At 59.0% G+C, this 11,299-nt stretch carries 12 protein-coding genes; all 12 read left to right on the plus strand.

Annotation, left to right across the window (positions count from 1 at the left end; all coding sequences use genetic code 11):
• The first annotated feature begins 1 nt into the window (after window position 1).
• Genes MGMSRV2_RS21505 through MGMSRV2_RS16900 form a run of 12 tightly spaced genes read left to right on the plus strand, consistent with a single transcriptional unit; the run spans window position 2 to window position 11,298 of the window.
• Window positions 2-169: a hypothetical protein gene (locus MGMSRV2_RS21505; RefSeq protein ID WP_158497782.1), complete on the plus strand. Its 168-nt coding sequence runs from the start codon at window positions 2-4 to the stop codon at window positions 167-169.
• A 16-nt stretch (window positions 170-185) separates the two neighbouring features.
• Complete coding sequence (locus tag MGMSRV2_RS16850) at window positions 186-1,217, plus strand: 6-hydroxymethylpterin diphosphokinase MptE-like protein (RefSeq protein ID WP_024081568.1); 1,032 nt, start codon at window positions 186-188, stop codon at window positions 1,215-1,217.
• Window positions 1,218-1,237: 20 nt separating this feature from the next.
• A complete protein-coding gene (locus tag MGMSRV2_RS16855; protein ID WP_024081569.1) occupies window positions 1,238-2,785 on the plus strand; it encodes a B12-binding domain-containing radical SAM protein in 1,548 nt (515 codons plus the stop codon).
• The gene (locus MGMSRV2_RS16860; protein WP_024081570.1) at window positions 2,782-3,630 is read left to right on the plus strand and encodes a class I SAM-dependent methyltransferase; all 849 of its coding nucleotides are present in this window, start codon (window positions 2,782-2,784) and stop codon (window positions 3,628-3,630) included. Before MGMSRV2_RS16855 ends, MGMSRV2_RS16860 begins: the two co-directional genes overlap by 4 nt.
• The gene (locus MGMSRV2_RS16865) at window positions 3,623-5,386 is read left to right on the plus strand and encodes an ABC transporter ATP-binding protein (protein ID WP_024081571.1); all 1,764 of its coding nucleotides are present in this window, start codon (window positions 3,623-3,625) and stop codon (window positions 5,384-5,386) included. Before MGMSRV2_RS16860 ends, MGMSRV2_RS16865 begins: the two co-directional genes overlap by 8 nt.
• A gap of 7 nt (window positions 5,387-5,393) precedes the next feature.
• Window positions 5,394-6,014, plus strand: coding sequence for a gamma-glutamyl-gamma-aminobutyrate hydrolase family protein (locus MGMSRV2_RS16870; RefSeq protein ID WP_024081572.1), 621 nt, complete (start codon window positions 5,394-5,396; stop codon window positions 6,012-6,014).
• Complete coding sequence (locus MGMSRV2_RS16875; RefSeq protein ID WP_024081573.1) at window positions 6,011-6,799, plus strand: phosphocholine cytidylyltransferase family protein; 789 nt, start codon at window positions 6,011-6,013, stop codon at window positions 6,797-6,799. Before MGMSRV2_RS16870 ends, MGMSRV2_RS16875 begins: the two co-directional genes overlap by 4 nt.
• Before the next feature lie 8 nt (window positions 6,800-6,807).
• A complete protein-coding gene (locus MGMSRV2_RS16880) occupies window positions 6,808-8,517 on the plus strand; it encodes a sulfatase-like hydrolase/transferase (protein WP_158497783.1) in 1,710 nt (569 codons plus the stop codon).
• Window positions 8,514-9,035, plus strand: a complete 522-nt coding sequence (locus MGMSRV2_RS16885) for an adenylyl-sulfate kinase (protein ID WP_024081575.1) — start codon at window positions 8,514-8,516, stop codon at window positions 9,033-9,035. The genes MGMSRV2_RS16880 and MGMSRV2_RS16885 overlap by 4 nt, the downstream gene beginning before the upstream one ends.
• A complete protein-coding gene (locus MGMSRV2_RS16890) occupies window positions 9,032-9,586 on the plus strand; it encodes a hypothetical protein (protein ID WP_024081576.1) in 555 nt (184 codons plus the stop codon). The genes MGMSRV2_RS16885 and MGMSRV2_RS16890 overlap by 4 nt, the downstream gene beginning before the upstream one ends.
• Window positions 9,586-10,293, plus strand: a complete 708-nt coding sequence (locus tag MGMSRV2_RS16895) for a formyltransferase family protein (protein ID WP_024081577.1) — start codon at window positions 9,586-9,588, stop codon at window positions 10,291-10,293. Before MGMSRV2_RS16890 ends, MGMSRV2_RS16895 begins: the two co-directional genes overlap by 1 nt.
• A complete protein-coding gene (locus MGMSRV2_RS16900) occupies window positions 10,294-11,298 on the plus strand; it encodes a class I SAM-dependent methyltransferase (protein WP_024081578.1) in 1,005 nt (334 codons plus the stop codon). It begins immediately after the preceding gene.
• The last annotated feature ends 1 nt before the right edge of the window (window position 11,299 follow it).

Genomic DNA, 11,299 nt, shown 5'->3' on the forward strand with positions numbered 1-11,299 from the left:
CATGGAATTTCTCAGGGGAAACTTCACACCGAAGAACAAGGTTGTGGAAGAAGACAAGACTGAATCCCTGGAGGAGCGCTTCGAGCGCGAGGCGCTGAAGCGTCTGGGCGGAAGCATTGCCTTCGTCTCCAAGAAAAAGGTTATGTGGGACAATAACGGCGATAAGTAAGATCGGATTTCGGACGATGATGGAAGCCACCCAGAACGGTGAACTGGCGTATAAATTGGTCCGGCGTATGGATCAAATCACCTGGGATCGCGTTGGGCCCTCGATTGTTGAGAACGTTCACCGCAACAGCAAATTGCTGTCACAGGGACGTTCATTGGCTGATTTGCGCCACCAAGTGGTGGGCGAGGGCGACAGCGCCATCGTTATCGCCGCCGGCCCCAGCATCAAGCGTCGTGATCCCCTGGCCACCATCAGGGAATCCAGCTACAAGGGCGCACTGGTGGTGACTGAAAGCGCCATCGCCTATTGTCTGCGCAACGGCATCGTCCCTGATCTGTGTGTGACCCTGGATCCCCATGCGACCCGCGTGGTCCGCTGGTTCGGCGATCCCGAACTCACCCGCGAGAAGATCGAAGCCGATGACTATTACGCACGCCAGGATATGGACGAATTCTTCGCCGATCAGGTGAGTTCCAACGTGCAAGTGTTGCGCATGCTCGACGAACATGGGCCGAAAATTCGTATCGCCTTGTGCACCTCGGCGTCCAAGGCCGTGGTTGATCGCGTCCTGCAGACCGGCATGCAAGTCTATTGGTGGAATCCCATGATGGATGATCCCGACCTGCCGGACAGTGTTACTCGGACGTTCTACGATCTCAACGGTTTGCCGGCGGTCAACGCAGGCGGCAATGTGGGCTCGGCCTGCTGGATGATGGCCAATGCAGTTCTCGGCAAGAAGCATGTGGCGGTTACGGGAATGGATCTGGGATATTACGGCGATACGCCTTACTACAATACCCAGTACTATCATGAAGCTGTTGACCTCGTCGGCAAGGAAAACCTTGACAAACTTTATCCGCGCTTCTTCAATCCGCATGTGAGCGAGTGGTTCTACACGGATCCGGCTTATCTGTGGTATCGTGAGTGCTTCATCGAGATGACCCAGGATCCGGATTGCAAGACCTACAACTGCACCGAGGGCGGGTGCCTGTTTGCCGACCATATCGACAGCATCCCGCTGGCAGACTTCCTTCGCCGGCACGGCTAACCAGATAAACAGGTAGCACCATGGCCAAGGTTCTATTCATCAATCCCCGCGTCCGTGAAGAGGACGAGCCCCGTCACGTTCCATACGGGATCGCTCTGCTAGCGGCCATTGCCATAGATCAGGGCCATCAGGTTCAGGTCTACGATGAAAACGCTTGGCGTCGAGGCCCGACCGTGCTGGAACAGGTGTTCAAGGCCGATGACTGGGATGTCATCGCGCTGGGCGGCATCACCACGTCGTACAACTCGATAAAGCAGATCGTGCCGCTGGCGCGCGAGTTCTGCCCCGGCGGGGTGATCGTGCTTGGCGGCGGTGTGCTGACCTCGCTCCCGCGTGAGATGATGACCTGGCTGCCCGACGTGGATGTGGGCGTCATCGGCGAGGCCTTCGTCACTTGGCCCGAGCTGCTGGGCGCCATCGACACCGGCGTGCGCGACTTCTCGGCCATTAACGGCCTGATCTTGCGCAAGGACGGCGGCTTGGTGTTCACGCCCCAGCGGGGGCTCATTCATAATCTCGATTCCTTGCCCTATCCGGCGTGGGATCTGTTCCCGCTGGAGGAGGTCTATTTCCCCAACAGCCAGACCCTCTATTCGGAAGAAGGCATGCTGGCGACCCGCCGTCTGGACATCAATGCCAGCTACGGCTGCTCTTTGATCTGCCGCTATTGCTATCACCTCGGCATCGCCGGCGACATGCGCTACGAAACCGGCGAGGATGGCGAGGTAGAGGTGGTGTTCGACACGCCGGGCAATTACACCAGAACGATCCGATACCACAGTCCCGAGTACATTGTGCGTATGATCAAGCACATGTACGACAAGTATAAGGTCAACTTCGTCGTCTTCCTTGATGAAAACCTGATGACCATGGACCGCTACTCCAAGGGCACTTGGCTGCGTGAGATTTGCCGCCTGTGGCACGAGAACGGCCTCGCCCCGGTAATGCGCGAGGACGGTACCTGGGATGGCGTCTTCTGGAGCGGCACCAGCCACGCCACGCTGTGCAACCCGGAAATCCTCAAGATCATGCGCGAAGCGGGTTGCTCGCATCTGGTTTACGGTTACGAATCCTTCGCCCCGCACGTGCTGAAGACCATCGGCAAAGGTGCCACCCCGGCGAACAACAAACGCTCCTTCTTCTGGACGTTGGAAGCCGGTATCCGTCCGGTGCCGAATTTGATCATCGGCTTCCCCAACGACGATTTCGAATCCCTCCGCGCCAACATGCAGTCGTGGGACGATTTGGGTATTATCGTCAAGCCGCATTTCGCCACGCCCTATCCGGGATCGGAATGGTTCACTGTGTTCCGTTCGGATATCGAAAACCAATACGGCGGCGTTCTCGAACGGTTCATCATGGCCTTAGGCGACGCCAGCCAGATTACGGCGGTCATCAGTAAAAACTTCAACGCCGTCGAATTGGTTGGTTTGCGCGACATAATGGTTGCCTTGAACCACGACCGCATCAATGAATACGAGCAAATCTGGCGGCGCAACCATAACATTCCCGATGGCCAACCCTCGACTTTGGTGGGATCGACGCAAGACAAAGAGATCAAGCGATGAGCTTACAGCCCCACGTTGCCAATCCCCTAGTGCTGACCAAGTCGATTTCGCTGTGCGTCAAGGCCGCCATAAAAAACGCCATGTTGGCCGCCGGATGGTCATGGCGCCATTGGGATAGGGTACACGCTTATGTTCCGCGCCCCGATTCCGACCGTTTGACGCCGCAGCAAGTGGCCGACATCACCCTCTACTCGATAAACTTCTTTGAACGAGTGAAAACCGATCTAGAGGAACGGTCGGTCGACCAGCGACTCAACACCTGCGAATACCAAGCCATCCCACTGGTACGCCATGTTCTCGACACCGCCCGTTTGACCGGCAGAGTGCTCAACATCGGATGCGGTTTCCCGCTGATCGAGTGCGCGGAAGCGGCGAAAAATTCCGACAGCTTTTGGATCAATCTAGACTTCGTTCCCGATCTTGCCGATCGTTGCGCCGCCATCGCCCGCCCCAACACCCGATTCGTTTCCGGTTATCCGCTCGACTGGATTGAACGAACGGACGAGAAAATGTTCGATGTGGCGCTGTTTAACCGGGTGGCGGTATTGCTGACGCCCGGTGAATTAAGAAGCTACCTTAAAGCGTTGGCTCGCGTAGCCCGCCATGTTGTGCTATGCGAGCCCGCATGCATCAACCGTTACCCTCGACCGGTGAATGTGGACACCATTCCGAGCGAACGACCGCTGCCGCTTTACGGAACCATGCACGTACATAACTACCGCTCTCTATTGGCCGAGGCCGGATTCGATCTTCTGCATTACACAGCCGCTCCGACCCCGATTGAATGGCATGGTGAAGAACATCATCTGATCCAGGCAATCGCACGGAACACAAGTCATGCCTGAGCGCTCTTACGGATTTTTTTCTACTTTTTCACGCATACCCCGAAAAGCCAGCATCATCTTTGTCGCGGTCGTGGCCGGACTGCTCGAAAGCGTCGGCTTGGCGCTGTTCCTTCCTCTGCTCAAAACAATAAACGGCACTGCAGCCGGCAACGAAGCGATATTATCGTCTGAGTTTCTCAAAGTCCTCGGCCTGTCGTCCAATCCGATAATCTTAGGGCTGGGGATGGCGGCAACAATCATCGTCGCCTACTTAGTCGTGCTGCTTCGCGATCGCCTGATCATCAATGTAAAACACCACAGCGTCGAGACACTGCGGGACCAGATCATCGGCAGTCTATTCCACTCTCAGTGGAAATACCTGTCCGCCCAGGCCGGCGGCGAAGTGATCAACCGATTGCTTGGTGAGTGCGCACGAGCAGGATATGCATTGACCTATCAGTTGCAAGCAGCTGCGGCAACTGCACAAGCGATTATCTTGCTCTCCCTTTCAGCTGTACTGGACTGGCAATTGCTGATCGCTGTAATCGGGTTGGGAGCCTTGGTGGGGCTGGCCATCATGCCGCTGATGCGGCGATCCGCAAGAATAGGGCGAGAAACTGACGCAGAAACCCGCAGCTACAGCTTCCATGTGATAGACTTTCTGCGCGGCGCCAAGTTGATACGGGTAACCGGCGCTGAAATGGAAGTGATCCAGCGCATTGCAGGCCTGAACGCGGCCACTCGAGATGCAAACGTGCGCGGCGAGTACACAATGGCGCTGACCAATTTTGTGGTTCGCTCTGCACCGGTCGCCATGGCGGGCATTTTGATTGCATTGGCCACCGGCGCTTTTTATATCCCAGCAGCGGTTCTTCTGACTTTCATCCTGCTTCTGTCGCGAATCGCGCCGCTGCTGACGCAGGTGCAGCAACATCTGCAAGGTTATGCTGGCTACCGCAATGCGCTTGCGGTCGTGGACCAAGCGATCGCCCAAGCCGACGCTTTCGCCGAGCCGGCCACCGGCGTCATGCCGCCGGTGGCCGGCATCGGTCGCGGCATTGACCTGCGCGGCGTGGGTTTCACCTATGACGGAAGCGAACACCCGGCTCTGATCAACATCAACGTTACCGTCCCACGCAATTCCACCGTCGCCGTCGTCGGCGGCTCGGGCGGAGGCAAAAGCACATTAATCGACTTGATCGCGGGCATCCGTTCCCCGAATGCAGGACAGGTGATCGTCGACGGCAACGATCTCGCACGAATGGACGGTCACTCGTGGCGACGGCGAATCGGTTATGTCACCCAGGATGTAGTCATCCTTCACGACACTTTGCGCAACAACCTGACGTTCGGCCGGTCGGCTATCACTGAACAGGATTTGCAATGGGCCATCGCCAAAGCTCATCTCGACTCTGTGATCAAGGACTTGCCAGACGGTCTTGAAACTGTGCTCGGTGAGGCTGGGACACGCCTGTCGGGCGGACAAAAACAACGGGTTTCTTTGGCCAGGGCGCTTGCCGGTCGACCTGATCTGCTGTTGTTGGACGAGGCGACCAGCGCCCTTGACGCCGAGGCGGAGGCGGCGATCAAGCAGGCGTTGGATGAATTGGCAAGTGATCTCACCATGGTTATCATCGCCCATCGTCTTAACACGGTGGCCCACGCCCAGATGGTTTACGTCATGGAAGGTGGGCGGATCGTCGAAAGCGGTACGTTCGAGGATCTGAAGCGTCTGGGTGGACGTTTTACGCAACTGAGCAACCTGCAAAATCATTAGGGGGGGCATGTTGCGTATCGCCCTAACCACACGGGTCACCCATCCTCAAGGTTATGCCGAGCCGCGTGACAGTTTGGCGCAGGACTGGACATCCTTGTTGGACGGCTGGGGGATGTTGCCGCTACTTGTTCCCAACACCTTGGCTAATCCTGCCGGCTGGGTCACGGCGCTGGTGGCTGACCTGTTGATATTGACCGGGGGCGAGGATTTGGGCAGCGACGAATCGCGTGATCGCACAGAACAAGCCTTACTGGAGCATGCTTTGTCCACCGGATTGTCGGTCTTGGCGGTCTGTCGAGGTCTTCAACTGGTCAACCGTCATTTCGGCGGAACCCTTGAACGTGTTAAAGGACATGTCGCCAGTCGGCATTCGGTGCGTGTCGTGCCCGAGTGGCAAGACTTGTTGGGGGCCGAGCCCCAGGTCAATTCCTATCATAATTGGGCCATCCCACCCCATGGACTGGGACGGGGATTGCGGTCGGTGGCCTGTGATCCCGAAGGACATGTAGAAGCCTTTACCTTTCCCGGAATTGCCTTGCTGGCGGTGATGTGGCACCCTGAAAGACCAATCATCCGGCTTCAGGATCGAGAACTTCTACAGCGCCTAGCAGCCAAGGATTTACCGTGACTACAAACGCCGTCATTCTTGCCGCCGGCAGTGGTAGCCGCTTGCGGCCCTATACCGATGATCGTCCGAAATCCATGGTCGAATTGGGTGGAATGAGCCTGATCGAACGCCAGGTGAGCACCTTGCGGGCGGCTGGCATCGAAGACATCACCATGGTTGTGGGCTACCGCGCCGAGGCGTTCGATCAGCTGTGCTTGCCGACAGTGCTGAACCCCGCGTGGGATGTCACCAACATGGTGGAGACCCTGTTCTGCGCTGGTCATTTGATCGGTCCGGACACCATCGTCGCCTATGCTGACATCATTTATCAGCCCAACGTGATCCAAGCGTTGTGCGACAGCCCGCACGACGTCTCGGTCATCGTTGATCGCGGTTGGCGCACCTACTGGGAAAGCCGTTTCGACAATCCATTGGACGATGCCGAGACTCTGCGCCTGGACCCACAGGGGCGCATTGTTGAAATCGGCAACAAGCCGCAAAGTTTCGACCAGATCGAGGCGCAATATATCGGCTTAATGCGTTTTCGCGGTGAAGGCGTAAATATCCTGCGCCAGACACGGGCGGCGATGGGGTCTTGTCATCGGTCGTGGATGGACAAGCGTCCCATGGAAAAGGCCTACATGACCGACCTTTTGATGGAAATGGTGTTGACTGGGCATCCGCCCCACGCCGTGTTCATCGATCACGGATGGCTGGAAATCGACACCGTCACCGATTACGAGACGGCGCGGGCCAAGTTCGCCGACGGCTCCATTCGTGGGCAGTTTGACCCCGCCGCACGCTGATGAGTCGGGTGCCGAATATCCTGTTGCTGACCATTGACGCGCTTCGCTGCGACAGGATGAGCCTGCATGGATATTCGCGGTCGACCACGCCCAACCTGGACCGTTTGGCCACCCAGTCCATCGTGTGCGACCGCAACTCCTCACTGGCCGCTTTCACCCAGGCGTCCTTTCCCACCATCATGACCTCGACTCGGCCGCTTTCCTACGGCGGCTACGACAACGGCACGCTGGGCCGACCGGCCACCGTGCTGCGCGCCTGCCACGATGCCGGCTGGCATGTAACACTGCTCAGTTCGTTCAAATGGATCACACGCTTTTTCGGCTATGGTGACGGCGTCGATTCCGAAGTCCATCTGTTCTCGCCGGTCAATCTCATGGGAATGGCCTTCAACCGCATGAAAAGCTCGGTGATGAGCCGCGCTGCCGGCGCGTTGAGCGAGGACGAGATGCTGGCGCTGGTCACGCCGGTAATGGATGATCTGTTTGTCCAGTTGGACGCATATTGCGTCGCCCGCAAGAGCCAGGGCGAGGCCGATCACCAAGATTTTGGCGATACCCGCCTGGTTCGCGACGGCTTCGACTTCCATAAGGTGCAGTCCGTGGTGCATCGCCATCGGGCTGCGTTTGCCGGCGATCCCCGGGCCTATATGCGGAAGCATTTCGCCACCATGCCGGAAGCTCATGGCTGGCTAGCTGAGGAGTGGCGCTATTGCCGCAAATGGTCGCGGCTGGCCGAGGAGGCGGCTTTTCGCGCTGGTAACGCACTGGTCGGGGTGGTGGACAAGCGCGCCGCCATCCTGCGCGCGAACCGGCTTAAGCCCTTCGTCGATGGCGCCGCCCTGGCCGATCGTGTTATCCGGCTCATGCGCGATCGTGATCGCTCGAAGCCGTTCCTGATCTGCACTCACTTCCTCGACACGCATCTGCCCTATGCACCCGGGCGCGGCAGCCGGTGGTACAAGTCGGCACGCGATTATCTGCGGCCGTTGGGTTATGGCGACGAGATCGACATCTCGGCTGCGGTTACCAAACGCCCCCGCCGTCCAGACCTGTTGCCGTCATGGAGCGCCATGTATGACGCCGCGTTGCGCTATGTCGACGAGCAGATCGGTCGTATCGTCGCGGCGTTGGATGAGCCTGAGAACACCATCGTCGTCATCTGTGGCGACCATGGCGAGGAATTGGGCGAGCACGGCAATTACAGCCATTATTTCCGCCTGCACCACCACAATACCTGGGTGCCGCTGATCTTTATCCGGCCTGGCTCGCAGGGGATGCGTGTCGATGGCTTGACCAGCCTGCTGGACTTGGCCCCCACCCTAGCCCATTTGGCCGGTGCTCCCGCCATTCCCGGCTGGGAGGGGGCCGTGGTCACGTCGTCCGAAGTGGCGATACGTCAGACCATGGTGATGGAGACCTTCTACGGCGGCAATTGCCTGTTTGACCACCGTCCGGTCTACATGGCGGCGCGGGACCGCCGCATGAAACTGATCTGGAAAGAAGCCATGGACCCCGATGACAGGTTCGGTCCCATGGGCAACGAATTGTACGACCTGGACGCGGATCCATTGGAGCAGGTCAACCTGTACCGGCCCGATCACGACGCCTTGCCCGTGCTGGAGCGCGCTGTGGCGGGCCGGCTGGCCGAGATCCCACAATTCGGTCGCGCCCGCCTCGCCCGGGCGTTTCCAGCTTTCGCAAAGGAGATGGCACCATGATCATATGGCTGGTCGGTCTGTCTGGCGCCGGTAAAACGACGGTGGGACGCGAGGTGGTGCGGCAGTGGAAGCGGAGCGCGCCCAATACCGTGCTGGTGGACGGCGACGAGATCCGCGCGCTGTACAAGCACGATCAGCGCCCCGGCTCGCATACCGTCGAGGGCCGCCGGGACAACGCCGAACGCATCACCGCGTTATGCCATTGGCTGGACGGTCAGGGGATCAACGCGGTGGTCTGCATCCTGTCCATCTTCCCCGAAATGCGGGCCGAGAACCGCATGCGGTTTTCCCAGTATTTTGAAGTCTATCTCAAGGTTCCGTTGCCGGCCTTGCAGGCGCGCGACGAGAAGGGCCTGTACGGCAAGGCGGCGCGTGGCGAGATGACCCATGTGGTCGGTATCGATATTCCGTTTCCGGAGCCCGAGACGGCTGATCTAGTGGTGGACAACACGCCGGGTGCTGCGGCCCCAGAGAACTTGGCCCGCCGCATATTGGAAGGCGCGGGGGTGCTGAAATGAGCTATCCTTATGCTTCGGGTGCATTACTCGATCAGCGCAACACGTATTTTTATTCCGTATATGGGGGAAGGGCGTTCCTATCGGACTGGCAGGCGGTCCGCGCCCTGGTTCTGGTGGCGCCCGCCGCCCATCCGCCGGCTCCCCGGCCCGTCACCTTGCCTTCACATCCGATGGCGGTCGATACTGGGGATTTGCTAGAGGCGGTGATGGCCGCCCCGGCGGTCGAGGCCGCTCGTCCCTGGCTGGACGAATTGGTGAAGAAATTCGAGGTAACCAAGCGGATCCATCAGGCCTACGACCAGCACTTTCGTGCCGTAGATCCGACGTCTTTTCGTGATCTGGCCCTTTACGTACGCTTGGCCGAGGTTTTTGAAGCCGCCTACGCTATGCTTGGGCAATTGCCCTTGCTCAACGCCTTGCTGAAGGTGATAGATACGTTGTCTGCGGTGCTGGCGGATTTGAACATGGAACAGCGCGCCCGAGTGGCGCTTTTGGCCCTGCGCGAACGTGAGCATGTGAACGCCTTGTCCGCGCGGCTGGGAGTCGGGTGATGCGCGTCTTATTCCTTGCTGCCTATACCAGTCGTTCCCGGGCCTATGCGCAAGCCATGGCGTGCGGGGGCATTAACCCGGATGCAGTGTTGTATTTCGGTGATGCGGGGCGCGATGTCGGGCTTGACCTCCCTGTTTCCGCCGATGCCGAGGCGCAAATTGGTGCCAGTCTGGTCGATCCACGGATTACATTGTGCGAAACCGTGGCGCTAGCCGGCTGGCCGGCAGAACATTGCGATGCCGAATCGGTCAATAGCCCGGAGCTGATGGCCCGGATTCAAGCCCATGCCCCCGATTTGGTGATCTACAGCGGCTATGGCGGCCAGTTGATCAAGGCCGAGGTCTTGGCCTTGGGGCCGTTTCTGCACGTCCATTCCGGCTGGCTGCCTGACCATCGGGGCAGCACCACCCTTTATTACAGCTGGATCGAGCGTGGAGATTGCGCCGCTTCCGCCTTGTTGCTGGATCCGCGAATTGATGGCGGACCGACGTTGCTGCGCAAGCGTTTTCCGCCGCCGCCGCCGGGCCTGGATGTGGATCATGTCTACGATGGCACGATCAGGGCGAATGTCATGGTTGACGTTCTGCAGCACGTACGGAGAACAGGGGCCTTGCCCACTCCCGTTCCCGAGGAAGGGTCTGGGAGCGTCTACTATGTGATCCATCCCGTACTCAAACATCTGGCCCTGTTACAGAACGAGCGTTAAATGCGGGAAGAGGATATTCGCCCTGAGGCCTTGCTGAACGAGTATCTGCGTCTTTCCGCCGCAGATGCGGAGCGGATACTGGCGCAAGGCGGGCGTTTGCAGCAACGCCCTTGCCCCGGCTGCGGAGAAGGGGAATGCTTGCCGCAGGGAAAAAAAAATGGCTTTCGCCTAGCTCGTTGCCCCCAGTGTGATACCTTGTACGCCATCGATTGTCTGGATGAGGCGGGATTGACTGCCTTGTACGGCGGTTCGCCGTCTGCGGAATATTGGGCCAGCGTGTTCATGCCGGCGGTTGCCGAGGCGCGGGCCCTGAATATCTTCAGGCCCCGCGCCCGGGCGGTTCACGACCTTGTTTGCCAGCACGCTATGCCGCCGGCGCGTATGATCGATGTGGGGGCGGGAAACGGGGTGTTCCTTCAGGAATTCGCCGCCATCGGCTCGGCGATGGAATGCTGTGCGGTGGAGCCGGGAGAGGCCGCCTCAAAGGCGTGCCGGGCCCTCGGTTTCTCGACTTTCCAAGGGTTTTCCGCCCAGGCGGCTCAGGCCGAAGGCTGGAAAGGAGGCTTTAATCTGGCCACCAGTTTTGAAGTCATCGAACACGTTCCCGATCCGGCCCAGTTTCTGCGCGAAATGGCAGCACTGGTGTGTCCGGGGGGGCTGATCCTGGCGACCGGCTTAAGTGGCTCGGGCTTCGACATCGTCAGCCTGGGCTTGAATGCCAAGGCGGTGGCGCCGCCTCATCACGTGAATTTCCTCAGTCGTCATGGCGTCAGTCGTTTGCTCGCGCGCAGCGGTTTGACCGAGCTAGCCTTCGTCACGCCGGGAAAACTTGACGTGGAAATCGTCGATAAGGCGTTTCAGGCCGATACGAATCTGATTTCAGATCCATTCCTGTCCCGCTTGCTGCGTCATGGCGGGGCAGAGCAAAAGGCGATGTTCCAAAGCTTCCTGAGCCAGGCGGGGTTGTCGTCGCATATGTGGATTTTGGCGCGTAAGGAACGCTGAG

It is taken from the genome of Magnetospirillum gryphiswaldense MSR-1 v2 (assembly GCF_000513295.1).
GTDB classification, from domain to species: Bacteria; Pseudomonadota; Alphaproteobacteria; order Rhodospirillales; family Magnetospirillaceae; genus Magnetospirillum; species Magnetospirillum gryphiswaldense.

Excerpts from the sequence above, each read along its gene's own strand:
- MGMSRV2_RS21505 (WP_158497782.1), top strand. The coding sequence starts at position 2 with ATGGAATTTCTCAGGGGAAACTTCACACCGAAGAACAAGGTTGTGGAA.
- MGMSRV2_RS16850 (WP_024081568.1), top strand. The coding sequence starts at position 186 with ATGATGGAAGCCACCCAGAACGGTGAACTGGCGTATAAATTGGTCCGG.
- MGMSRV2_RS16855 (WP_024081569.1), top strand. The coding sequence starts at position 1,238 with ATGGCCAAGGTTCTATTCATCAATCCCCGCGTCCGTGAAGAGGACGAG.
- MGMSRV2_RS16860 (WP_024081570.1), top strand. The coding sequence starts at position 2,782 with ATGAGCTTACAGCCCCACGTTGCCAATCCCCTAGTGCTGACCAAGTCG.
- MGMSRV2_RS16865 (WP_024081571.1), top strand. The coding sequence starts at position 3,623 with ATGCCTGAGCGCTCTTACGGATTTTTTTCTACTTTTTCACGCATACCC.
- MGMSRV2_RS16870 (WP_024081572.1), top strand. The coding sequence starts at position 5,394 with ATGTTGCGTATCGCCCTAACCACACGGGTCACCCATCCTCAAGGTTAT.
- MGMSRV2_RS16885 (WP_024081575.1), top strand. The coding sequence starts at position 8,514 with ATGATCATATGGCTGGTCGGTCTGTCTGGCGCCGGTAAAACGACGGTG.
- MGMSRV2_RS16890 (WP_024081576.1), top strand. The coding sequence starts at position 9,032 with ATGAGCTATCCTTATGCTTCGGGTGCATTACTCGATCAGCGCAACACG.
- MGMSRV2_RS16895 (WP_024081577.1), top strand. The coding sequence starts at position 9,586 with ATGCGCGTCTTATTCCTTGCTGCCTATACCAGTCGTTCCCGGGCCTAT.
- MGMSRV2_RS16900 (WP_024081578.1), top strand. The coding sequence starts at position 10,294 with ATGCGGGAAGAGGATATTCGCCCTGAGGCCTTGCTGAACGAGTATCTG.